A 22,185-nucleotide genomic window follows, 5' to 3' on the forward strand; every position below is an offset into this window, starting at 1 on the left:
GTCCGCCGGCGGCGAGGCCGGCCGCGGGCGGCCGGCCGGTCGCCACCCGGGTGGGCGCGCGTTGATCGGCCCGCGCCGTAAGTGAGTTCGTGAGGGGCGGCCCGCCCGGCAGGAAGACTGTCGGGCGGGCCGCCCCTCTGTGTGTCACCCGTCCTGAGGGCGTCCGGTGCGGCGCGACGGGGTAGGAGTGCGGAAACCGCGCCGGGGCGGGCTTGTACCGCGCGGGACGACCAAGTGCAAGGCATGCCATCCCGATTACACACTTTTCCGATGATCTGTTCTAGTCCGCTGGGAGGATTCCCCCGCACGGAGCAGAGACAAGATGGCATGCTCTCCACGTCAGGGGGGGTTGGTACCAATTTCCACACTGTTCCGAGGCGCAGCGCTGCCGTCTGCGCCAGAGGTCCGGCCGGAGGTCGATGTGTCCGCCAGCGTCAATCCCACCGTGCGCCGCCGCAGGCTCGGCGCCGAACTCCGGCGCCTGCGCGAGCTCAAGGGCATGACCGCCGAGGAGGTCGCGGGCCGCCTGATGGTCTCCCAGTCCAAGATCAGCCGCCTGGAGAACGGTCGGCGCAGCATCAGCCAACGGGACGTCAGGGACCTGTGCGACGTGTACGAGGTCGCCGACGAGCGGGTCCGCGCCGGACTGATGGAGATGGCCCGCGAGTCCCGCCAGCGCGGCTGGTGGCACGAGTTCGGCGACATCCCGTACAGCGTCTACATCGGCCTGGAGGCGGAGGCCTCGTCGATCCGGGCGTACGAGTCCTCGTTCGTGCCGGGACTGCTGCAGACCCGGGAGTACGCGGCGGCGGTGGTCGCCGGTACCTTCCCCGACTACGACGCCCAGGCGGTTCAGCGCCGGGTCGAGGTCCGGATGAAACGCCAGCTGCGGATAGACGGCGACAGCGAGGACCGGCTCGGCAGCCTGTGGGTCGTCATAGACGAGGCGGTGCTGCGCCGCGAGGTCGGCAGCCGTGCGGTGATGGCGGACCAGCTCTGCCAGCTGCTGGCGCTCAGCGAGCGGCCGTACATCAACCTGCAGGTGATCCCGTTCAGCCACGGGGCCCATCCGGGCATGAGCGGCACATTCTCCCTGATGGAGTTCCCCGAGTCTGCCGATTCGACAGTTGTCTACTTCGAAGGGGTGACGAGCGATCTCTACCTGGAGAAGGAGGCCGACGTGCGCCGCTATACCAATCTGTACGACCACCTGCGGGCCGCGGCGCTCAGTGTCGCGGACAGTCGGTCACTGATGCACACCATTGCAGAGGGGTTCAGGTAATGACCACCACGTCCACGACCAATCTGACCTGGCGCAAGAGCAGCCACAGCGGCGGCAACGGCGCCTGTGTCGAGATCGCCGTCCCGGACACCCGCACGATCGCGGTGCGCGACTCCAAGGACCCGGAGGGCCCCCGACTGCAGTTCTCGAACTCGGCCTGGGCCGCCTTCACCACGGCCGTCGCGGCGGGTGCCTTCGGCGAGGTCTGACGGCCGCCGCCGCGATGCGCTACCCGGCGGTCATCGTCCCACCGGGTAGCGCTCCGCCCAGCCGGGCGTGCCGTGCAGCTCGGGCCCGTGCACCAGTTCCAGCGCGAAGTCGTCCGCCATCTCCAGGATCGTGCCGCGTCCCTCCAGCTCCGCCACCAGATCGGCGGGCAGCGCCGTCTCCCCGTGCAGCGCGCCCAGCAGGTTGCCGCAGATCGACCCGGTGGAGTCGCTGTCGCCGGAGTGGTTGACGGCCAGCAGCAGCCCGGACCGCACGTCCTCCGCCACCAGCGCACAGTAGACGCCGATGGCGAGTGCCTCCTCCGCGACCCAGCCCTCGCCGAGCGACTCGACCCGCTCCGCGGTGGGCTCGCCGGCCCGGACGGCGTCCAGGGCGGCGCGCAGGGCCGTGGTGGTCTCCTCGTGCGAGGGCCGCTCGGAGAGCAGGGCCAGCGCCTGGTGCACGCCCTCCTCCGGCGTGCCGCCGCGAGCCACCGTGTGGACGATCACCGCGAACGCGCCGGCCGCCAGGTAGCCCGTCGGGTGGCCGTGCGTCAGGACGGAGCACTCCACCGCGAGCTGGAAGACCAGGCCCGGGTCCCAGGCGGTCAGCAGGCCGAACGGCGCCGCCCGCATCACCGTGCCGCAGCCCTTGGAGTGCGGGTTGCGCGGCGCCTCGACCGTGCCGAGGCGCTCCGCGTCGGGCCCGGAGAGCCCGGTCAGGCAGGCCTGGCCGGGCGCCCGCTGCGTGTAGAGCCACTCCTGGCGGCCCAGCCAGCCGAGCTCGGTCCTGCGTTCGTCCGGCCCCCAGTCCTGCTGGGTGGCGTACCAGCGCAGGTAGGCCTTGTGGACGTCGGTCGGCGGGTGCCAGGTGCCGGCGTCCCGGCCGATGTGCGCGCGGATCAGGCCGTCCAGGGTGAACAGGGTCATCTGGGTGTCGTCGGTGACCGCGCCGCGCCGCCCGTAGGCGGGCACGTAGCCGGTCACGCCGAGCGGCCCGTGGGCGGAGCGGATCTTCTCCAGCGAGTCGAACTCGATGCCGGCCCCGAGCGCGTCGCCGACCGCCCCACCGAGCAGGCAGCCCCGGACCCGGCTGCGGAAGTCCTGCTGCTGCGCACGTGACCACAGGGGCATCACGGGTCTTCGCCTTTCGTCCGGGGCGGGCCGGCGGCCGCGGCGGGATCGGGAGCCTGCACTGTATTCGAAGAACCGTACGGGCAGGCGCCGGGGTGGCGGACCTCCACGCCGCCCGCACACCGGCCCGCGGCCCCGGCGCGCCGCCGCCACGGACGGGCTACGACTCGGGGCCGATCCGACCCTGAGACCGCCTCAGGGTCGGGTGCGACGACGGGCGTACCCGGATCCAGCCCTGCGGGGCGATGCCGGGGCGGCCCGCGGCGCCTCTAATGGAGGGGCAAGCAAGCGACGACTCGGAGGGGTTGAACGAGATGGCGGAGCAGGAGCAGGGGGCGCCGTACCGGTCCGGCCGCAGGACGCTGGTGCGGGTGGCTGTTCCGGTCGCGGTGGTGGCGGCGGTGGCCGCCGGTGTCGGCCTGGTGCCGGCGCTGGCCAGCGACTCCGGCCCGAACCTGCCGTCGGTGACGGCGGAGCAGCTGGTGGCGAAGGTGCTCGGCTCGGACACCGAGGCGCTGTCCGGCACCGTCCAGGTGAAGGCCGACCTGGGCGTGCCGTCCCAGCTGCTCGGCGCGGCGGGCGGCTTCGCGGCGCAGGGCGCGGGCGGCGCCGGCGGCCCCTCGGGCTCGGGCAGTGCGCAGCCGCAGGCGAAGCTGGCGGAGTTGCTGGCCGGCCAGCACACCCTGCAGGTGGCGGTGGACGGGCCGGACCGGCAGCGGATCGGTCTGGTGGATAACCTGGCCGGCTACGAGCTGGTGCGCAACGGCACGGAGGTCTGGGCGTGGGACAGCTCCTCCAACGAGGCCGTGCACCTGACGGCCCCGCAGGGCTCCGCCGGGAGGAAGTCCGAGCGGCCCTCGGCGGCGCCGGTGACCCCGCAGGACGCGGCGAAGCAGTTCGTGTCCTTCGCCTCGGGCAGCACGACGGTCGCGGTGGACGGCACCATGACGGTCGCCGGCCGGGACGCGTACCGGCTGACGCTGACCCCGAAGGGCCAGGGTTCGACGATCGCCCGGGTGCGGATCGCGGTGGACGCCGAGCACGGCGTGCCGCTCTCGGTGCAGGCGACGGCCGCCTCCGGCGGTCCGGTGCTGGACGTGCACTACAGCAAGGTGTCGTTCGACCGGCCGGCCGGCTCGGTGTTCGCCTTCACCCCGCCGAAGGGCGCGAAGGTCACGGAGCACCGGGCCGACCAGCAGCCGGCCGGGCACGGCGCGCCGAACGGGAAGCCGTTCGGGAAGTCGGACGGCGGCATGCCTGACGTCCGGGTGACGGGCGAGGGCTGGACGACCGTGGTGTCGACCGCGCTGCCGGTCGGCGAGGTGCCCGGGCAGGGCGGCGGCCACGGTGCCAAGGGCTCGCCGCAGAGCGCGCTGTCCCTGGTGAAGGCGTTCGGCAAGCCGGTCGGCGGCGGCACGCTGATCGGCACCAAGGTGGTGAACGTCCTGGTGACGGACGACGGCCGGGTGTTCGCCGGCGCCGTGACGCTGCCGGTGCTGCAGCACGCGGCCGGGGTGAAGTAGCAGTGGCCGGCGCTCCCTCGGCGGAGCGGTCGGCGGGTCGGGCCCTCGCGGGCCCGGCCCCCGCCGGCGTGTCCGGGGACGTGATCCGCACCAGCGGTCTGACCAAGCGGTTCGGCGACCGGACGGCGGTGGACGGGCTGGACCTGGTGGTGCCGCGCGGCAGCGTGTTCGGCTTCCTCGGCCCGAACGGCTCCGGCAAGACGACGACGATCCGGATGCTGATGGGGCTGATCGCACCGTCGGCGGGGTCGGCGTCGGTGCTGGGGGCGCCGATGCCGCAGTCGGTCGGCGCGGTGCTGCCGCGGGTGGGGGCGCTGATCGAGGGCCCGGCGCTGTACGGGTTCCTGTCCGGGCGGGCCAATCTGGTGCGCTTCGACGCGGCCGACCCGACCGCCGATCCGCGGACCAGGGAGCAGCGGGTGGCCGCGGCGCTGGAGCGGGTCGGGCTGTCGGCCGCGGCGGGCCGCAAGGCGCGCGGCTACTCGCTGGGGATGAAGCAGCGGCTCGGGCTGGCGGCGGCTCTGCTGCGCCCGCGGGAGCTGCTGGTGCTGGACGAGCCGACCAACGGCCTGGATCCGCAGGGCATGCGGGAGATCCGCGCGTTGGTGCGGGAGCTGGCGGCGGACGGCACGACGGTGTTCCTCTCCTCGCACCTGCTGGACGAGATCGAGCAGGTCTGCACGCATGCCGCGGTGATGTCGCGCGGCCGGCTGGTGGTGCAGGGCACGGTGGCCGAGCTGGCCGCCCGGGCGCAGGGCCGCCTGGTCGTGCGGACGGCCGACGCGGAGGAGGCGGTCCGGGTGCTGAAGGAGCACGGGGTGACGGATCTGCGGCTTTCGGACGGGTCGGTGGACGGTCTGCCGCCGGAGGGCGAGGCCGTGCTGCCGGTGCTGTGCGCCGCGCTGGTCGGTGCGGGGGTGCGGGTGCGGGGCTTCGCGGTGGAGCGGGGCACGCTGGAGGACGCCTTCGTGGCGCTGACCGGGGAGGGCTTCGATGTCGCGGGCTGAGGCGGTGCCGCAGGGCGGCGCGGTGGCGGCGGTCCGGCCCCGGGTGGGGGCGGCCGGGTACGCGGCGCTGTTCACCAGTGAGCTGGCGATGACCTTCCGCCGGGCGCGGACGATCGCGATGCTGGGGATCCTGGCGGCGCTGCCGGTGCTGATCGGCGTCGTGGTGCGGGTGCACACCGGCGGCAGCCGCGGTGAGGGGCCGGCGTTCGTCGCCCAGGTGACCCAGAACGGGCTTTTCCTGGTCTTTACGGCCTTGGCCGTCACTTTGCCCGTCTTCCTGCCGATGACGGTGGGCGTGGTGGCGGGGGACGCGGTCGCCGGCGAGGCGGCCACCGGGACGCTGCGCTACCTGCTGGTCGCCCCGGCCGGGCGGACGCGGCTGCTGGCGGCGAAGTTCGCCGCGGCGCTGGTGTTCTGCCTGGCGGCCACCGGGGTGGTGGCCCTGTCGGCGCTGGCGACCGGGGCGGTGCTGTTCCCGCTGGGCGAGGTGACGCTGCTGTCGGGGGACGCGATCGGGGTCGGCGAGGCGCTGCTGCGGGCGGTGCTGGTGGCGGGGGTGGTCGCGCTGTCGCTGGCCGGGCTGGTGGCGGTCGGCCTGTTCGTGTCGACGCTGACGGGCAGCGGGATCGCCGCGATGGCCACCACGGTGGTCCTGGTGATCACGGTGCAGATCCTGGACAGCTTCCCGCAGCTGCACGCGGTGCAGCCGTTCCTGTTCACCCATCAGTGGCTGAGCTTCTCGGACCTGCTGCGCGAGCGCATGTACTGGGACAACGTGCTGGAGAACCTGGGCCTGCAGGCGGTGTACGTGGCGGTGTTCGGCTCGGCGGCGTGGGCGCGCTTCACGGCCCGGGACATCACGGTCTGATCCGGCCGGTCCGTCCGGGGTGCGGCCAACGGCTCGTCAGCGGACGGGGAACGTCCGGGAGGCGGCTGCCGCGCAGGCCAGCACGGGCAGCTGGGCGGGGGCGATCAGGAAGAGCGGCGACCACTCGGGGCAGACCAGGCGGACACCGGCGGTCAGGCCGTACAGCCGGGCCCGGTGGGAGCCCTTGAGGTCGACGCGGTCGAGCCGGTAGGGGCCGTCGAGGGTTATCGCGGGGCGGCCGTGGCGCTGCCACTCGATGCGGACGGGGCCGCCGCTGGGGGTGCCGGTGACGAGCAGGTCGCCGCTCTCGGCGGCGTCGAGCTCGCGCCGGACGGCGGGCAGTCGAAGGGCGGCGCCGCGGGCGAGGAGGTCGTCGGCGGCGTCACGCAGCGTCTGCGCGGCTCGGCCGGGGCTCGCGGCGACACGGCGGAACGGCCGGGCGAGCTGCCCTGTGAGTTGACCCGTGAGGTGGACCATCACAACCCTCCTGTGGCCGTGCGGGCGCCCGCGCGGAACGGGGTTTCCGTCGGCCGGCGGCGGTGGCACCCCGGACGTTAGCAGTCCGAGACCTGGGTTGAGGAGATCCGGCGGGGACTTCTTCACAGCGGGATTCCCGGTGCGAACGGCCCCCGCGCGGAGCGCGTTCGGGCGGTCTCAGCGGGTGACGGCCGAGGCCGTTCCGGGGGTGTTTCCGGGGGCCGTCGCGACGCCGTCCGCCGGCACGGCGGCGGCTGCCGCGGCCGCCGCGGCGAGGGCGGCGCGGTCGGCCCGGATCCGGCGCAGCGCGTCGAAGGTGAGGACGGCGAGGGCGGCCCAGACGAGGGTGAAGCCGGCCCAGCGGGCGGGCGGCATCGACTCGTGGAAGACGGTGATCCCGATGAGGAACTGGAAGACCGGCGCGAGGTACTGGAGCAGGCCGAGGGTGGTGAGCGGGACGCGGACGGCGGCGGCGCCGAAGCACAGCAGTGGGACGGCGGTGATGACGCCGCTGATCATGAGCAGTCCGGAGTGCGCCCAGGCGGAACTGCCGTCGACGGCGTGGCCGAAGCTGCCCTCGCCGCGCAGCTGCAGCCAGATCAGGAAGCCGAGGGCGAAGGGGAACATCACGGCGCTCTCGAGCGCGAAGCTCTCCATGCCGCCGAGGGCGACCTTCTTCTTGAGCAGGCCGTAGGTGGCGAAGCTGAACGCGAGGGTGAGGGCGATCCACGGCGGACGGCCGTAGCCGACGGCGAGGACCGCGACGGCGAGGGCGCCGATCCCGACGGCGGCCCACTGGGCGCGGCGGAGCCGTTCGCGGAGCAGCAGGACGCCGAAGGCGATGGTGACGAGCGGGTTGATGAAGTAGCCGAGGCTGGTCTCGACGACGTGGCCGGAGTTGACGCCCCAGATGTAGACGCCCCAGTTGACGGAGACCACGGCGGCGGCGAGGGCGACCAGGGCGAGTCGCCGGGGCTGGGCGAGCAGCGGGCGGATCCATGCCCAGCGGCGCTGGACGAGCAGCATCAGCAGGACGGCGACGAGGGACCAGACCATCCGGTTGGCGAGGATGTCGACGGCTCCTGCGGGCTCCAGCAGCGGCCAGAAGAGCGGGAAGAGGCCCCACATGCCGTAGGCGGCGGCGCCGTACCAGAATCCGCGGCCGGTGTCGTGCTCGTCCTTCATGCCGCTCCGTCCCTCACGCACGCAAGTACCGGCTCGACGGTAGCGGCGGAAGCGGAAGATGTCACGCCCGTATCCAGATTTTGGTCATGACAGTTGCCTTATGCATCCGATTCCGGGGCGAGGCCCCTCCGGGAGCGCGCTTCGGCTTCGAGCGCGGCCAGCCCGTCCAGCACCCGCTGCAGGCCGAAGGCGTAGGCGTGGGCCGCACTGGAGGCGGCTCCGTGGGCCTCGCCGGCGGCGGCACCGATCCGGGCGGCGGTCGGGAAACGCTCCGGGTCGAAGACCTTGGCGAGCAGGTCGGCGTTGCCGGCCCACCACTGCTCGTCGCTCATCGCGCTCTGCTGCTCGGCGGCCCGCTCGTCGGCGGCCGCGCGGGCGCAGCTGTGCACGAAGCCGAGCACGAAGGAGAGGGCGGCGTCCGTCTCGACGTCGCCGAGGCCGAGCCCTTCGAGGGCGCGCAGCTCGTACTCGTACTTGGCCATCAGGCCGGGGCCGAGCGGGGGGCGGCCGGTGGCGATGTCCGCGACCCAGGGGTGGGCGGCGAACAGGGCGGCGTTGTCGTCGGCGACGGCGGCCGTCCGGGCCCGCCAGCCGTCGTCGGCGGGGGTGCGGCGGGGCATGGCGGCGTAGACGGTGTCGAGCACGAGGTCGAGCAGTTCGGCCTTGCCGGGCACGTAGGTGTAGAGCGCCATCGGGGAGAGGCCGAGCCGCTGGGCGACGGCGCGCATGGTGACGGCGGCGAGGCCCTCGGCGTCGGCGAGGGCGATCGCGGCGGCGGCGATCTCCGGCACCGTCCGGGCCTGCCGGGGGCCGCGGCGGCCGGGCCGCTCCTCTCCCCCGCCCCAGAGCAGCGCGAGGGTGCGCGCCGGGTCACCTGCACTGCTGCGGTCGGTCGACATGGCCGGAATTCTCCCACCGCAATTCTCCGTACATTGTACAGTGTACTCAGTACGGAGAATGGGAGGCGTATGACTGCGCACGACGGAGAGTCCGACGGGGACTTCGACCGCGGGGTCGACGGGGAGTTCGACCGGCAGGTGCGGCGGCTGACCGCGCTGGGCTACCCCACCCTGGCCGGCCTGCCGGAGGACGGCTTCACCGCACTGCTGGAGCCGTTGCGAGGGGCGGCCGGACGGTCACGGCCCGACCCGGGCGCGCGGCCGGAGGGCGGCCGGGTGCCGTTCGTCCTGGTGGTGACCAGGGAGGTGGTGCCGATCGAGGAGGTGGTACCGCTGACCACGCTCGCCGGCCGCAAGCGCCCGGGGATCGTGGACCGGCACTACCCGGAGGGCGACCTCGCCCGCTTCACCCCGACCGTGCCGCTGCCGAACGGCCGGGCCTACCTGCTGCTGGACGTCGACCGCGGCGAGGAGTTCTGCGGCGCCGTCCCCCGGGATGCGATGGCCGTGGTCGCCGACCGCGGCCGCACCCCGCTGACGATCGAGGAGGGCCTCGCCCTGGTCGTCCAGTACCCGGAGCTGCTCGCCACCAACAAGTGCTTCTCGCTCGGCGCCTCGCGCTGCGGCGACCGCCGGGTGCCCGCGCTGTGGATCAGCAAGGGCGCGCCCAAGCTCGGCTGGTGCTGGGAGGGCAACCCGCACAGCTGGCTCGGCATGGCCTCGGCCGGCGGCCGGGCCTGAGGCCGGCCGCCGGGCCGGCCGGTCGATGAGGCCGGCCGGGAACGGCGCGGGCCCCGGGGGCGCACCCCCGGGGCCCGTACGCGGGCGTGCGGTCAGACCACCGTCCAGGTGTCGTGGCCGGTGAGCAGGGCACCGAGGTCGCCGGGGCCGCGGTCGGTGGTGGCGCGCTCCAGTTGTTCGGCCATCAGGTCGTCGTAGACCGGCCGCTCGACGGAGCGGAGCACCCCGATCGGGGTGTGGTGCAGGGTGTCGGCGTCGGCGAGCCGGGTGAGGGCGAAGGCGGTGGCGGGGCCCGGGGTGTGCGCGTCGTGGACGAGCACCTCGGCCTCGTTCTCCGGGGTGACGGTGCGGACGGCCAGCTCGCCGTCGGGGCCGCGGAAGACGCCCTGGTCGGTGCCGAAGCGGATCGGCCGGCCGTGTTCGAGGCGGATCAGCGCCTCGTCGCGGGTGCCGGGCTCCTTGAGCACCTCGAAGGCGCCGTCGTTGAAGATGTTGCAGTTCTGGTAGATCTCCACCAGGGCGGCGCCCTGGTGCTCGGCGGCGGCGCGCAGCACGGACTGCAGGTGCTGGCGGTCGGAGTCGATGGTGCGGGCGACGAAGGTGGCCTCGGCGCCGATCGCCAGCGAGAGCGGGTTGAAGGGCGCGTCCAGGGAGCCCATCGGGGTGGACTTGGTGATCTTCCCGACCTCACTGGTGGGCGAGTACTGGCCCTTGGTGAGGCCGTAGATCCGGTTGTTGAACAGCAGGATCTTCAGGTTGACGTTGCGCCGCAGGGCGTGGATCAGGTGGTTGCCGCCGATGGAGAGCGCGTCGCCGTCGCCGGTGACCACCCAGACGCTGAGGTCGCGCCGGGAGGTGGCGAGGCCGGTGGCGATCGCCGGGGCTCTGCCGTGGATGGAGTGCATCCCGTAGGTGTTCATGTAGTACGGGAAGCGTGAGGAGCAGCCGATGCCGGAGACGAAGACGGTGTTCTCGCGGCGGATGCCGAGTTCGGGCATGAAGGACTGGACGGCGGCGAGGATCGCGTAGTCGCCGCAGCCGGGGCACCAGCGGACTTCCTGGTCGGTCTTGAAGTCCTTGACGCTCTGCGGGCCGTCGGCCTTGGGGACCAGGGAGAGCGATCGGAATTCGGTCATCGCTGGTCCTCCGCGTCGAGGGTGCCGATCGCCGCGTGCAGCACATCGGCCAACTGGGCGGCCTTGAAAGGAAGTCCGCGGACCTGGTTGTAGGACTGGGCGTCCACGAGGTACTTGGCGCGCAGCAGCAGGGCGAGTTGGCCGAGGTTCATCTCCGGGACGATGACCCGGTCGTAGCCGTGCAGCACCTGGCCGAGGTTGGCCGGGAAGGGGTTGAGGTGGCGCAGGTGGGCCTGGGCGATGCGGCCGCCGTCGGCGCGGACCCGGCGCACGGCGGCGGTGATCGGTCCGTAGGTGGAGCCCCAGCCGAGGACGAGGACCCGGGCGTCGCCCTGAGGGTCGTCGACCTCCAGCGGGGGGACCTCGATGCCGTCGACCTTGGCCTGCCGGGTGCGGACCATGAAGTCGTGGTTGGCCGGGTCGTAGGAGATGTTGCCGGTGCCGTCCTGCTTCTCGATGCCGCCGATCCGGTGTTCCAGGCCGGGGGTGCCGGGCACCGCCCAGGGGCGGGCCAGCGTGCGCGCATCGCGCTTGTACGGCCAGAAGGCGCGGCTGCCGTCGGGCAGCTCGTGGTTCGGCTCGGTGGCGAAGTCGACCGTCAGGTCGGGCAGTTCGTCGACGGCGGGGATGCGCCAGGGTTCGGAGCCGTTGGCGAGGTAGCCGTCGGAGAGCAGGAAGACCGGGGTGCGGTAGGTCAGCGCGATCCGGGCCGCCTCCAGGGCGGCGGTGAAGCACTCGGCGGGGGTGGCGGGCGCGACGACGGGCACGGGTGCCTCGCCGTTGCGGCCGAACATCGCCTGCAGCAGGTCGGCCTGCTCGGTCTTGGTGGGCAGGCCGGTGGACGGGCCGCCGCGCTGGATGTCCACGACCAGCAGCGGCAGTTCGAGGGAGACGGCGAGGCCGATGGTCTCCGACTTGAGGGCGACGCCGGGGCCGGAGGTGGTGGTGACGCCGAGCGCGCCGCCGAAGGCCGCACCGAGGGCTGCGCCGATGCCGGCGATCTCGTCCTCGGCCTGGAAGGTCCGCACGCCGAAGTTCTTGTGCTTGGACAGCTCGTGCAGGATGTCCGAGGCCGGGGTGATCGGGTACGAGCCGAGGAACAGCGGCAGGCCGGAGCGCGTCGAGGCGGCGATCAGTCCGTAGGAGAGCGCCAGGTTGCCGGAGATGTTGCGGTAGGTGCCTGAGGGCAGCGCGGCCGGGGCGATCTCGTAGGAGACCGCGAAGTCCTCGGTGGTCTCGCCGAAGTTCCAACCGGCGCGGAAGGCCAGGATGTTGGCCTCGGCGATGTCCGGCTTCTTGGCGAACTTCTGGCGCAGGAAGGTCTCGGTGCCGCCGGTCGGCCGATGGTACATCCAGGAGAGCAGGCCGAGCGCGAACATGTTCTTGGCGCGTTCGGCGTCCTTGCGGGCGAGGCCGCTCTCCTTGAGCGCCTCCAGGGTCAGGGTGGTCAGCGGCACCTTGTGCAGCCGGAAGGCGTCGAGCGAGCCGTCGGTAAGCGGGTCGGCGGCGTAGCCGACCTTCGCCAGGGCGCGCTTGGTGAACTCGTCGGTGTTGACGATGATCTCGGCGCCGTGCGGCAGGTCCGGCAGATTGGCCTTCAGCGCGGCCGGGTTCATCGCCACCAGCACGTTGGGGGCGTCGCCCGGGGTCAGGATGTCGTGGTCGGCGAAGTGCAGTTGGAAGCTGGACACGCCCGGCAGGGTGCCGGCGGGTGCCCGGATCTCGGCCGGGAAGTTCGGCAGGGTGGAGAGGTCGTTGCCGAAGGACGCCGTCTCCGAGGTGAAGCGGTCGCCGGTGAGCTGCATGCCGTCGCCGGAGTCCCCGGCGAACCGGATGATCACCCGGTCGAGCCGGCGGGTAGGTTTGACGGGGCGCCCCTGCCTGGCCGCAGGAGGCGCCGAGCCGGCCCGGCCCTCGCTCCCGTCCGAGCCGTCCACTGCCTCTGACTGATCGACCTGACTGGTCACTGCCGCGGACCTCCTCGTGGGCGCCAGCCGCGGGCGTGAGCCGTGTGCCCCGTCCGCCTGGTGCACCACTCGCATCCTAAGGCGGACGGGGATCACCGGACCGGAACTCGGACACGTGGAGTGGCTGGATGCGCCATCTTCGATCGCGGGCACCCCGGAGCGGGCCGGTGCGGTCAGGGGCTCGGGGCCGTTTCGGTCAGGAGTTCAGGTAGGTGAGCACCGCGAGCACCCGGCGGTGGTCCTCGGGGCTCTGGCCGAGGCCGAGCTTGAGGAAGATGTTGCTGACGTGCTTCTCCACGGCGCCGTCGGAGACCACCAGCTGGCGGGCGATCGCCGCGTTGGTGCGGCCCTCGGCCATCAGCCCGAGCACCTCGCGCTCGCGCGGCGTGAGCCCCTCCAGGACGTCCCCGCGACGGCTGCGGATGAGCAGCTGCTGGACGACCTCCGGATCGAGTGCGGTGCCGCCGCCGGCCACCCGGACGACCGCGTCCACGAACTCGCGGACCTCGGCGACCCGGTCCTTCAGCAGGTAGCCCACGCCCCGGGTGGAGCCGGCCAGCAGCTCGCCGGCGTACTGCTCCTCGACGTACTGCGACAGCACCAGCACGCCCAGCCCCGGGTAGAGGCCGCGCAGGGTGACGCAGGCGCGCACGCCCTCGTCGGTGTGGGTGGGGGGCATCCGGACGTCGGCCACGATCACGTCCGGCAGGGCCTCGGCCTGCGCGAGGTCGTGGACGGTCTTCAGCAGTGCCTCGCCGTCGCCGACGCCGGCGACCACCTCCAGCCCCCGGTCGGTGAGCATCCTGGTGAGGCCCTCCCGCAGCAGGACGGAGTCCTCGGCGATCACGACGCGCAGCATGAGTGACGAGCCCCCTTCACGGTGGGCCGCCCCCGTGACCGCCCCGGTCCTACATGGTACGGATCGCGACCGCGTCGCAGAGCCCCTGCAGGGCGGCCTTGGCCGGACACTCCGGCAGCGGGTCGAGCAGCGCGCGGGCCTCCTCGGCGTACCGCAGGGTCTCCCGGCGGGCGCGCTCCAGGGCGGGGTGGCGGCGCAGCAGGCGCAGCGCCTCGCCGTGCAGCTCGTCGTCCTCGGCGAGGTCGCGGTCCAGGATCTCGCGCAGCCGCAGGTCGGCGGGGTCGTCCTCGTCCACCGGGGTCTGCTTCAGCAGCAGCACGGGCAGGGTGGGGACGCCCTCGCGCAGGTCGGTGCCCGGGGTCTTGCCGGACTCGTGGCTGTCGCTGGCGATGTCGAGTACGTCGTCGGCGAGCTGGAAGGCGGTGCCCATGCGCTCGCCGTACTGGGTGAGGATGTCGACCATCCACGGCTCGGCGCCGGACATCAGGGCGCCGAAGCGGCAGGAGACGGCGACCAGCGAGCCGGTCTTGCCGGCGATGACGTCCAGGTAGTGCTGCAGCGGGTCGTCGGCCGGGCGAGGGCCGGCGGTCTCCAGGATCTGGCCGGTGACGAGGCGCTCGAAGGCGTCGGCCTGGATCCGGACGGCCTCCGGGCCGAGGTCGGCGAGGACCTGGGAGGCGCGGGAGAAGAGGAAGTCGCCGGTGAGGATGGCGACCGAGTTGTCCCAGCGGGAGTTGGCGCTGGGGGCGCCGCGGCGCACCGGTGCCTCGTCCATGACGTCGTCGTGGTAGAGCGTGGCGAGGTGGGTGAGCTCGACGACGACCGCGGCCGGCACCACGCCGGGCGCGTACGGGTCGCCGAACTGGGCGGCGAGCATGACCAGCAGCGGGCGGAAGCGCTTGCCGCCGGCCTCGATGAGGTGGCTGGCGGTGACGGTGATGAACGGAACCTCGCTCTTCACCGCCTCGGCGAGCGCGGTCTCGACCGCGTCCATCCCGGTCTGGACGTCACGGGTCAGATCGCGGTCCTGCACGCTCAGCCCGAAGGGCCCCACGACGGTCACGAAGACCACTCCTGTCCCTGGTCGTTCCCAGCGGCCTGGTCCCCCTGGTCGCCGCCTCTGTGCGTACTGCTGCACGCACTAGGCAGCGTATCCGGTCACGAGTGGATCACTGCACGGGCATGTCCCCAACCAGCGCGTCGGCGCGCTGCGCAGGCGCTCCGAGGGGGCCGTCGGGGGCCCGGGCCGGACACGGACCCGCCCGGACCCCGCCGAACGGCGGGGGCCGGGCACGGGGCCGGGTGGCCTAGCGGACGAAGAGCGAGGCCTTCGACGCCAGGTCGAGGAAGTACTGCGGCAGCAGGCCGAGGCCGAGGGTGACCAGCACGCCGACGCCGATGGCGGTGGCGGTGAGCGGGCTGGGCACGGCCACCGAGGGGCCCTGCGGCTGCGGGTCGGAGAAGAACATCAGCACGATGACGCGGATGTAGAAGAACGCCGCGACGGCCGAGCTGAGCACGCCGACGATCACCAGCGGCGTGGCGCCGCCGGCCGCCGCGGCCTGGAAGACCGCGAACTTGCCGGTGAAGCCGCTGGTCAGCGGGATGCCGGCGAAGGCCAGCAGGAACAGCGCGAAGACCGCCGCGAGCAGCGGGGAGCGCCGGCCGAGGCCGGCCCAGCTGGAGAGGTGGGTGGCCTCGCCCTTGGAGTCGCGCACCAGGGTGACCACGGCGAAGGCGCCGAGCGTCACGAAGGAGTAGGCGAGCAGGTAGAAGAGGACGGCGCCGAGCCCCTGCCGGTTGGTGGCGATCACGCCGGTGAGGATGAAGCCGGCGTGGGCGATCGAGGAGTACGCGAGCAGTCGCTTCACGTCCTGCTGGGTCACGGCGAGGATCGCGCCGGCCACCATGGTGAGGATGGCGACGCCCCACATGACCGGTCGCCAGTCCCACTTGAGGCCGGGGAAGGCCACGTAGAAGAGGCGCAGGAAGGCGCCGAAGGCTGCGGTCTTGGTGGCCGCGGCCATGAAGCCGGTGACCGGGGTCGGGGCGCCCTGGTAGACGTCCGGGGTCCAGGCGTGGAACGGCACGGCGCCGACCTTGAAGAGCAGGCCGACGGAGAGCATGGCCAGGCCGATCAGCAGCAGCGCGTCGTTCTGGGTAGTGACGGTGAGCGCCGGGGTGACCGGGGCGACCCCGGAGACCACGTCGGCGATGTCGCCGAGCTGGACGCTGCCCGCGTAGCCGTACAGCAGGGCGGTGCCGAAGAGGAAGAACGCCGAGGCGAAGGCTCCGAGCAGGAAGTACTTGAGGGCCGCCTCCTGGGAGAGCAGCCGGCGCCGCCGGGCGAGGCCGCACAGCAGGTAGAGCGGGAGGGAGAGCACCTCCAGCGCCACGAACATGGTCAGCAGGTCGTTGGCGGCGGGGAAGAGCAGCATGCCGCCGACGGCGAAGAGGGTGAGCGGGAAGACCTCGGTGGTGGTGAAGCCGGCCCGGGTGGCCTCGCGCTCCTGGTCGCCGCCGGGGACGGCGCCGCCCTGGGCGGCGAAGGAGTCGACGCCGTGGCCGTTCAGGCGCGGCTCCAGCCGGCGCTCGGCGTAGGTGAGGACGGCCATCACCGCGGTCAGCAGGATGACGCCCTGCAGGAAGAGCGCCGGGCCGTCGATCGCGACCGAGCCCATCGCGAGCAGGCCCGCCTGCGTGGTGGCGTGGCCCTGGGCGGCGAGCACGACCACTGCGGCGAAGGCGCCGCCGAGGCCGAGCAGGGAGATGCCGATCTGGACGCCGTAGCGGGCCCGGCGCGGCACGAAGGCCTCGGTGAGGATGCCCGCGACCGCGGCGGCGAAGACGATCAGCATCGGGGAGAGCTGGCCGTACTCGATGTGCGGGGCGGGGATGCTCGCGCTGTTGCCGCCCGCGGCGGCGAGCCACAGGGTGGGGCTCATTCGTGCTCACCTCCGGTGGTGGCGGCGACCGGGTGGGCCGGTGCCGGGTCGGTCTGGTGGACCTGGGAGAGCGTGGCGTCCACGGCCGGGTTCACCATGTCGGTGAGCGGCTTCGGGTACACGCCGAGCAGCAGGGTGAGCGCCACCAGCGGTGCCACGACGGCGAGTTCGCGGACCTTGAGGTCGGGCATGCCCTCCATCCGGGGCTTCACCGGGCCGGTCATGGTGCGCTGGTACAGCAGCAGGGCGTACAGCGCGGCCAGCACGATGCCGAAGGTGGCGGCGATGCCGATGGCCGGGTAGCGGCTGAACGTGCCGACCAGCACCAGGAACTCGCTGACGAACGGCGCCATGCCGGGCAGCGACAGGGTGGCGAGTCCGCCGATCAGGAAGGTGCCGGCGAGCACCGGGGCGACCTTCTGCACGCCGCCGTAGTCGGCGATCAGGCGCGAGCCGCGGCGGGAGATCAGGAAGCCGGCGACGAGCATCCACGCGGCGGTGGAGATGCCGTGGTTGACCATGTAGAGGGTGGCTCCGGTCTGGCCCTGGCTGGTCAGCGCGAAGATGCCCATGATGATGAAGCCGAAGTGCGAGATGGAGGCGTAGGCGACCAGCCGCTTGATGTCCTTCTGGCCGATGGCCACCAGGGCGCCGTAGACGATGCCGATCAGCGAGAGCACGAGGATCGCCGGGGCGAAGGTCTTGGAGGCGTCGGGGAAGAGGCCGAGGCAGTACCGCAGCATCGCGAAGGTGCCGACCTTGTCGACGACCGCGGTGATCAGGACGGCCGTTCCGGCGGTGGACTCGCCCATCGCGTTCGGCAGCCAGGTGTGCAGCGGCCAGAGCGGGGCCTTCACCGCGAAGGCGAAGAAGAAGCCGAGGAAGAGCGCCTTCTCCGCGGTCGGGTCGATCGCCAGCTTGCCGTCGGCGATCGCGTTGGTGAGCGTCGGCAGGTCGAAGGTGGCGAGGTCCTGGTCGGCGGCGACGACGTACAGCCCGATCACCGCGGCCAGCATGACCAGGCCGCCGAGCAGGTTGTACAGCAGGAACTTCACCGCGGCGTAGGAGCGCTGCTTCCCGGCGTCGGGGCCGCCGGCCCGGTCGCCGAAGCCGCCGATCAGGAAGTACATCGGGATCAGCATGGCTTCGAAGAAGACGTAGAAGACGAAGACGTCGGTGGCCAGGAAGGACACCAGCACCATCGCCTCGACGGCCAGGATCAGGGCGAAGAAGCCCTGGGTGCGGCGCTTGGCCTCGAAGCTGCCCTCGGGGGCCGGTGCGGGGTCGGAATCGTGCCAGGAGGCGAGCATCACCAGCGGCACCAGGACCGCGGTGAGCAGGACGAGGACGGCGCCGATGCCGTCCACGCCGAGCGAGAAGGAGATGCCGAAGGAACGGATCCAGCTGTGGGACTCGGTCAGCTGGTAGCGGGGGCCGCCCGGTTCGAACCGGGCGGCGACGACGGCGGTCAGCGCGAGGGTGGCCGCCGAGACGGCCAGGGCCACGGCCTTGGTGGTGCGCCGGCGGGCCTCGCTGTTGCCCGCCGGCAGCGCGGCGGTGACCACCGCGCCCGCGGCGGGCACGGCACAGGTCGCGGTCAGCAGGTAGCTCATGGCCGGCCTCCCCGCAGAGCCTCAGCAGTCATGGTGTGACCTTCCATCAGACCGACCTCATGAGCAGAGTGGTGGCGACCAGCACGAGCGTGCCGCCGAACATGGAGAGCGCGTACGTCCGGACGAAGCCGGTCTGCACCCGGCGCAGCCGGCCGGAGACGCCGCCGATGGTGGCGGCGAGGCCGTTGACGAAGCCGTCCAGGCCGCGGCTGTCGAACCAGACCAGGGTCGCGGCGAGCGCCGAGCCGGGGCGGACCAGGACGGCGTGGTTGAAGTCGTCCTGGAGCAGGTCGCGGCGGGCGGCCCGGGTGAGCGCGGAGCCCACCGGCGGGGTGACCGGGACGCGGGTGCGGCCGTACATCGTGTAGGCCAGGCCGACGCCAGCCAGCATGCAGACGGTGGTCAGCACGGTGACGGCGGCCGCCGGGATCGGCGGGTGGCCCTCCTCGAAGCCGGTGACCGGCTCCAGCCACTTCAGGAAGGCGTCGCCGTAGGTGAACAGCGCGCCGGCGAAGACCGAGCCGACCGCGAGGACCACCATCGGCAGCGTCATGACCTTGGGCGACTCGTGCGGGTGCGGCTCCTCGCCGGTCTCCGGGTCGGGCTGCCAGCGCTTCTCGCCGAAGAAGGTCATCATCATCACGCGGGTCATGTAGAACGCGGTGACGGCCGCGCCGACCAGGGCGCACAGGCCGAGGATCCAGCCCTCCGTGCCGCCCTTGGAGAACGCCGCCTCGATGATCTTGTCCTTGGAGAAGAAGCCGGACAGACCGGGGAATCCGATGATGGCCAGGTAGCCGAGGCCGAAGGTGGCGAAGGTGACCGGCATGTACTTGCGCAGGCCGCCGTAGTGGCGCATGTTCACCTCGTCGTTCATGCCGTGCATGACCGATCCGGCGCCGAGGAAGAGCCCGGCCTTGAAGAAGCCGTGGGTCACCAGGTGCATGATCGCGAAGACGTAGCCGATCGGGCCGAGGCCCGCGGCCAGCACCATGTAGCCGATCTGCGACATCGTCGAGCCGGCCAGCGCCTTCTTGATGTCGTCCTTGGCGCAACCGACGATCGCACCGAAGAGCAGGGTGACCGTGCCGACCGCGACCACCGCGGTCTGCGCGTCCGGCGCCAGGTCGAAGATCGCCGAGGAGCGGGTGATCAGGTAGACGCCGGCGGTCACCATGGTCGCCGCGTGGATCAGTGCGGAGACCGGGGTCGGGCCCTCCATGGCGTCGCCGAGCCAGGACTGCAGCGGCACCTGGGCGGACTTGCCGCAGGCGGCGAGCAGCAGCATCAGGCCGATCGCGGTGAGCTTGCCCTCGCTCGCGTCGTCCGCCGCTCCGAAGACCGGGCCGAAGGCGAAGGAGCCGAACTCGACGAACATCAGCATGATCGCGATCGACAGGCCGAGGTCGCCGACCCGGTTGACGATGAACGCCTTCTTGGCGGCGGTGGCCGCGCTCGGCTTGTGCTGCCAGAAGCCGATGAGCAGGTACGAGGCGAGGCCCACGCCCTCCCAGCCGACGTACAGCAGCAGGTAGTTGTCGGCCAGCACCAGCAGCAGCATGGCGGCCAGGAACAGGTTGAGGTAGCCGAAGAACCGGCGGCGGCGCTCGTCGTGGGCCATGTAGCCCGTCGAGTACACGTGGATCAGCGTGCCGACGCCGGTGATCAGCAGGACGAAGGTCATGGACAACTGGTCGAGCTGGAAGGCGACGTCGGCCTGGAAGCCGTTCACCGGGATCCAGCTGTAGAGGAATTCGCGGACGGGGCGCTGGTCGGTGGGCCGGCCGAGCATCTCGGCGAAGAGGACCAGGCCGATCCCGAAGGAGCCGGCGGCCGCGAGGGTGCCGAGCCAGTGGCCGAACCGGTCGAGCGCGCGCCCGCCGAGCAGCAGCAGGGCGGCGCCGGCCAGCGGGACCGCGACCAGCAGCGGAATGAGTGAGTTCACCGTGGGCCCTCCGCCTACAGCTTCATCAGGTTGCTGTCGTCGACCGAGGCGGTGTGCCTGGTCCGGAAGATGCTCACGATGATGGCGAGGCCGACCACGACCTCCGCCGCCGCGACCACCATGGTGAAGAAGGCGATGATCTGGCCGTCCAGGTTGCCGTGCATCCGGGAGAAGGTGACCAGGGCCAGGTTCGAGGCGTTGAGCATCAGCTCGACGCACATGAACAGCACGATCGCGTTCCGCCGGATCAGCACACCGGACGCGCCGATGGTGAACAACAGGGCGGAGAGGTAGAGGTAGTTGACGGGGTTCACGCCTCGTCCTCCTTCTTCTTCTCCTTCGTCGGCACCGTCTCCAGCGCGGCGCGCTGCTCGGGCGTGACCGGGCGGGCGGAGGACGGGCGGCCCAGCCAGTCGGCGGTGGACTCCTCCAGCTCCGCCATCCGCTGCAGCATCTCCTGGCTGACGTCGCGGATCTGGCCGCGTTCGCGCAGGGTGCCCATCACCGAGTCCTCGGCGACCGTGCCGTCGGGCAGCAGGCCGGGGATGTCGACGGCGTTGTGCCGGGCGTAGACGCCGGGCGCGGGCATCGGCGGCACCTGCAGGTTGTCCTTGACCCGCTGGGAGGCCAGCTCCCGCTGGGTCTTCGGCTTCTGGACGTACTCGCGGTGGGTCAGCACCATCGCGCCGATCGCCGCGGTGATCAGCAGGGCGCCGGTGACCTCGAAGGCCCAGACGTACTTGGTGAAGATCAGCCGGGCCAGGCCCTGCACGTTGCCCTCGGCGTTGGCCTCGGACAGGCCGGTGAAGCTGTGCAGCTTGGCGTTGGCGAGGCCGGCGATCAGTAGTACGCCGAAGCCGAGCCCGCAGAGCACCGCGGCGAACCGCTGGCCCTTGAGCTGCTCCTTCAGCGAGTCCGCGCTGGTGACGCCGACCAGCATGACCACGAACAGGAAGAGCATCATGATCGCGCCGGTGTAGACGACGATCTGCACCACGCCCAGGAACACCGCGCCCTGGGCCATGTAGCAGACCGCGAGCGCCAGCATCGTCGCCGCCAGGCACAGCGCGCTGTGCACCGCCTTCTTCATCAGCAGCATGCCGAGCGCACCGCCCACGGCGATCACCGCGAGGACCCAGAACTGGACGGCCTCTCCGGTGGAGGTCATGGCTGCACCTCCTTCTCGTGCTGGTGCCGCTCCTGCTGCACGGTGCCGGGCGCGGCCTGGGTGATCTCGCCCCGGTAGTAGGCCTGTTCGTCGGCCCCGGGGTAGATGGCGTGCGGGCTGTCGACCATGCCCTCGGTGAGGCCGACCAGCAGCTGCTCCTTGGTGAAGATCAGGTCGGCCCGGGTGGAGTCGGCGAGCTCGTACTCGTTGGTCATGGTGAGCGCCCGGGTCGGGCAGGCCTCGATGCAGAGCCCGCAGAGGATGCAGCGGGCGTAGTTGATCTGGTAGACCGCGCCGTACCGCTCGCCGGGCGAGTAGCGCTCGTCGTCCCGGTTGTCGGCGCCCTCGACGTAGATGGCGTCGGCCGGGCAGGCCCAGGCGCAGAGCTCGCAGCCGACGCACTTCTCCAGGCCGTCGGGGTGCCGGTTCAGCTGGTGGCGGCCGTGGAAGCGCGGGGCGGTGGGCTTCTTCTGCTCCGGGTACTGCTCGGTGAGCCGCTTCTTGAACATGGCCCTGAAGGTCACGCCGAAGCCGGCGGCCGGGCCGAGGATCGACGGCTTGGCTGTCGTGTCGTGCCCTGAGGTGTCGTCGGATGACACGTCGGCTCAGCTCCCTTCGGTGTGGTCGGCCCCGTTGAGGGCGTCCTGGAGTTGCGGGGCGCGGCTGCGCCGGCGCGGGACGGGCGGCAGTTCCTGGCCCGGCAGCGGTGGCACCGGGTAGCCGCCGGCCATCGGGTCGAACGCGGCGGGCGGGGCTGGCTCGGCCTCGGCGGGCTTCTTCCGCAGCAGGTCCCAGACCAGGGCGAGCAGCAGGAGGGCGGCGATCGGTGCGCCGACGTACAGCACCACCTTGGCGAAGTCGTAGCCCTCGTTGCGCAGCGCCCGGACGCTGGCCACCATCACCAGCCAGACCAGCGAGACCGGGATGAGGATCTTCCAGCCGAGCTTCATGAACTGGTCGTAGCGCAGCCGGGGCAGCGTGCCGCGGAGCCAGATGAAGAAGAACAGCAGCAGCTGGATCTTGACGATGATCCAGAGCATCGGCCACCAGCCGTGGTTGGCGCCCTCCCAGAAGGTCGAGATCGGCCAGGGGGCGCGCCAGCCGCCGAGGAAGAGCGTCGAGGCGACGGCCGAGACGGTCACCATGTTGACGTACTCGGCGAGCATGAACATCGCGAACTTCAGCGAGGAGTACTCCGTGTTGAAGCCGCCGACCAGCTCGCCCTCGGCC

Annotated in this window: 21 protein-coding genes; 6 read left to right on the forward strand and 15 right to left on the reverse strand. The window is 72.2% G+C overall.

What is annotated here, in order from left to right; genetic code table 11:
• Positions 1–421: 421 nt before the first annotated feature.
• Both KSNIM_RS16710 and KSNIM_RS16715 read left to right on the forward strand, forming a co-directional pair.
• Positions 422–1,282, forward strand: coding sequence for a helix-turn-helix domain-containing protein (locus KSNIM_RS16710; protein WP_263104011.1), 861 nt, complete (start codon positions 422–424; stop codon positions 1,280–1,282).
• Positions 1,282–1,491, forward strand: a complete 210-nt coding sequence (locus KSNIM_RS16715) for a DUF397 domain-containing protein (protein ID WP_263104012.1) — start codon at positions 1,282–1,284, stop codon at positions 1,489–1,491. The genes KSNIM_RS16710 and KSNIM_RS16715 overlap by 1 nt, the downstream gene beginning before the upstream one ends.
• A 30-nt stretch (positions 1,492–1,521) precedes the next feature.
• On the opposite strand, the gene KSNIM_RS16720 is transcribed toward KSNIM_RS16715, so the two are convergent.
• Complete coding sequence (locus KSNIM_RS16720; RefSeq protein ID WP_263104013.1) at positions 1,522–2,622, reverse strand: ADP-ribosylglycohydrolase family protein; 1,101 nt, start codon at positions 2,620–2,622, stop codon at positions 1,522–1,524.
• A gap of 314 nt (positions 2,623–2,936) precedes the next feature.
• Between KSNIM_RS16720 and KSNIM_RS16725 the strand changes: the two genes are divergently transcribed.
• The 3 genes from KSNIM_RS16725 (at position 2,937) to KSNIM_RS16735 (ending at position 6,020) form a co-directional block, all read left to right on the forward strand.
• A complete protein-coding gene (locus KSNIM_RS16725) occupies positions 2,937–4,145 on the forward strand; it encodes a LolA family protein (RefSeq protein WP_263104014.1) in 1,209 nt (402 codons plus the stop codon).
• A 68-nt stretch (positions 4,146–4,213) separates the two neighbouring features.
• A complete protein-coding gene (locus KSNIM_RS16730) occupies positions 4,214–5,152 on the forward strand; it encodes an ABC transporter ATP-binding protein (protein WP_263104015.1) in 939 nt (312 codons plus the stop codon).
• A complete protein-coding gene (locus tag KSNIM_RS16735) occupies positions 5,139–6,020 on the forward strand; it encodes an ABC transporter permease (protein WP_263104016.1) in 882 nt (293 codons plus the stop codon). The genes KSNIM_RS16730 and KSNIM_RS16735 overlap by 14 nt, the downstream gene beginning before the upstream one ends.
• A gap of 36 nt (positions 6,021–6,056) precedes the next feature.
• Here KSNIM_RS16735 and KSNIM_RS16740 read toward each other — a convergent pair whose 3' ends face one another.
• The 3 genes from KSNIM_RS16740 to KSNIM_RS16750 all read right to left on the reverse strand — a co-directional run bounded on the left by KSNIM_RS16740 (position 6,057) and on the right by KSNIM_RS16750 (position 8,581).
• Entirely contained in the window at positions 6,057–6,497 is a 441-nt protein-coding gene (locus tag KSNIM_RS16740) for a hypothetical protein (protein ID WP_263104017.1), read from the reverse strand.
• Between the two features lie 177 nt (positions 6,498–6,674).
• Entirely contained in the window at positions 6,675–7,682 is a 1,008-nt protein-coding gene (gene rarD, locus KSNIM_RS16745; RefSeq protein WP_263104018.1) for an EamA family transporter RarD, read from the reverse strand.
• 98 nt (positions 7,683–7,780) lie between these two features.
• A complete protein-coding gene (locus KSNIM_RS16750; RefSeq protein ID WP_263104019.1) occupies positions 7,781–8,581 on the reverse strand; it encodes a TetR/AcrR family transcriptional regulator in 801 nt (266 codons plus the stop codon).
• 69 nt (positions 8,582–8,650) lie between these two features.
• Between KSNIM_RS16750 and KSNIM_RS16755 the strand changes: the two genes are divergently transcribed.
• Positions 8,651–9,322 carry a DUF5701 family protein gene (locus KSNIM_RS16755; RefSeq protein ID WP_263104020.1) on the forward strand — a complete coding sequence of 224 codons (672 nt, stop codon included), beginning with the start codon at positions 8,651–8,653 and terminating at the stop codon, positions 9,320–9,322.
• A gap of 92 nt (positions 9,323–9,414) precedes the next feature.
• Here the strand turns inward: KSNIM_RS16755 and KSNIM_RS16760 are convergent, their stop codons facing one another.
• The 11 genes from KSNIM_RS16760 to KSNIM_RS16810 form a co-directional block, all read right to left on the reverse strand.
• Entirely contained in the window at positions 9,415–10,458 is a 1,044-nt protein-coding gene (locus KSNIM_RS16760) for a 2-oxoacid:ferredoxin oxidoreductase subunit beta (protein ID WP_263104021.1), read from the reverse strand.
• Positions 10,455–12,425 carry a 2-oxoacid:acceptor oxidoreductase subunit alpha gene (locus KSNIM_RS16765; RefSeq protein WP_263104022.1) on the reverse strand — a complete coding sequence of 657 codons (1,971 nt, stop codon included), beginning with the start codon at positions 12,423–12,425 and terminating at the stop codon, positions 10,455–10,457. Before KSNIM_RS16765 ends, KSNIM_RS16760 begins: the two co-directional genes overlap by 4 nt.
• A 196-nt stretch (positions 12,426–12,621) precedes the next feature.
• Positions 12,622–13,281 carry a response regulator transcription factor gene (locus KSNIM_RS16770; protein ID WP_263107994.1) on the reverse strand — a complete coding sequence of 220 codons (660 nt, stop codon included), beginning with the start codon at positions 13,279–13,281 and terminating at the stop codon, positions 12,622–12,624.
• A gap of 52 nt (positions 13,282–13,333) precedes the next feature.
• Positions 13,334–14,347 (reverse strand): polyprenyl synthetase family protein, encoded by a 1,014-nt coding sequence (locus KSNIM_RS16775; protein WP_263104024.1) that lies wholly within the window; start codon positions 14,345–14,347, stop codon positions 13,334–13,336.
• 244 nt (positions 14,348–14,591) lie between these two features.
• Positions 14,592–16,229 carry an NADH-quinone oxidoreductase subunit NuoN gene (gene nuoN / locus KSNIM_RS16780; protein WP_263104025.1) on the reverse strand — a complete coding sequence of 546 codons (1,638 nt, stop codon included), beginning with the start codon at positions 16,227–16,229 and terminating at the stop codon, positions 14,592–14,594.
• The gene (locus KSNIM_RS16785; RefSeq protein WP_263104026.1) at positions 16,226–17,842 is read right to left on the reverse strand and encodes an NADH-quinone oxidoreductase subunit M; all 1,617 of its coding nucleotides are present in this window, start codon (positions 17,840–17,842) and stop codon (positions 16,226–16,228) included. The genes nuoN and KSNIM_RS16785 overlap by 4 nt, the downstream gene beginning before the upstream one ends.
• A 46-nt stretch (positions 17,843–17,888) precedes the next feature.
• A complete protein-coding gene (nuoL, locus tag KSNIM_RS16790; protein ID WP_263104027.1) occupies positions 17,889–19,787 on the reverse strand; it encodes an NADH-quinone oxidoreductase subunit L in 1,899 nt (632 codons plus the stop codon).
• Positions 19,788–19,801: 14 nt separating this feature from the next.
• Positions 19,802–20,101: an NADH-quinone oxidoreductase subunit NuoK gene (gene nuoK, locus KSNIM_RS16795; protein WP_030268988.1), complete on the reverse strand. Its 300-nt coding sequence runs from the start codon at positions 20,099–20,101 to the stop codon at positions 19,802–19,804.
• A complete protein-coding gene (locus KSNIM_RS16800) occupies positions 20,098–20,955 on the reverse strand; it encodes an NADH-quinone oxidoreductase subunit J (RefSeq protein ID WP_263104028.1) in 858 nt (285 codons plus the stop codon). Before KSNIM_RS16800 ends, nuoK begins: the two co-directional genes overlap by 4 nt.
• The gene (nuoI, locus tag KSNIM_RS16805; protein ID WP_263104029.1) at positions 20,952–21,554 is read right to left on the reverse strand and encodes an NADH-quinone oxidoreductase subunit NuoI; all 603 of its coding nucleotides are present in this window, start codon (positions 21,552–21,554) and stop codon (positions 20,952–20,954) included. Before nuoI ends, KSNIM_RS16800 begins: the two co-directional genes overlap by 4 nt.
• 6 nt (positions 21,555–21,560) lie before the next feature.
• The coding region (locus KSNIM_RS16810) for a complex I subunit 1/NuoH family protein (protein WP_263104030.1) at positions 21,561–22,185 on the reverse strand (625 nt) is incomplete at its 5' end.

It is taken from the genome of Kitasatospora sp. DSM 101779, assembly GCF_025655475.1.
Classification (GTDB): domain Bacteria; phylum Actinomycetota; class Actinomycetes; order Streptomycetales; family Streptomycetaceae; genus Kitasatospora.

Bases quoted from the DNA above. Each gene is read 5' to 3' on its own strand.
- KSNIM_RS16715 (WP_263104012.1), top strand. From the start codon at position 1,282: ATGACCACCACGTCCACGACCAATCTGACCTGGCGCAAGAGCAGCCAC.
- KSNIM_RS16720 (WP_263104013.1), bottom strand. From the start codon at position 2,622: ATGCCCCTGTGGTCACGTGCGCAGCAGCAGGACTTCCGCAGCCGGGTC.
- KSNIM_RS16725 (WP_263104014.1), top strand. From the start codon at position 2,937: ATGGCGGAGCAGGAGCAGGGGGCGCCGTACCGGTCCGGCCGCAGGACG.
- KSNIM_RS16735 (WP_263104016.1), top strand. From the start codon at position 5,139: ATGTCGCGGGCTGAGGCGGTGCCGCAGGGCGGCGCGGTGGCGGCGGTC.
- KSNIM_RS16740 (WP_263104017.1), bottom strand. From the start codon at position 6,497: ATGGTCCACCTCACGGGTCAACTCACAGGGCAGCTCGCCCGGCCGTTC.
- rarD (WP_263104018.1), bottom strand. From the start codon at position 7,682: ATGAAGGACGAGCACGACACCGGCCGCGGATTCTGGTACGGCGCCGCC.
- KSNIM_RS16750 (WP_263104019.1), bottom strand. From the start codon at position 8,581: ATGTCGACCGACCGCAGCAGTGCAGGTGACCCGGCGCGCACCCTCGCG.
- KSNIM_RS16755 (WP_263104020.1), top strand. From the start codon at position 8,651: ATGACTGCGCACGACGGAGAGTCCGACGGGGACTTCGACCGCGGGGTC.
- KSNIM_RS16760 (WP_263104021.1), bottom strand. From the start codon at position 10,458: ATGACCGAATTCCGATCGCTCTCCCTGGTCCCCAAGGCCGACGGCCCG.
- nuoN (WP_263104025.1), bottom strand. From the start codon at position 16,229: ATGAGCCCCACCCTGTGGCTCGCCGCCGCGGGCGGCAACAGCGCGAGC.
- KSNIM_RS16785 (WP_263104026.1), bottom strand. From the start codon at position 17,842: ATGAGCTACCTGCTGACCGCGACCTGTGCCGTGCCCGCCGCGGGCGCG.
- KSNIM_RS16800 (WP_263104028.1), bottom strand. From the start codon at position 20,955: ATGACCTCCACCGGAGAGGCCGTCCAGTTCTGGGTCCTCGCGGTGATC.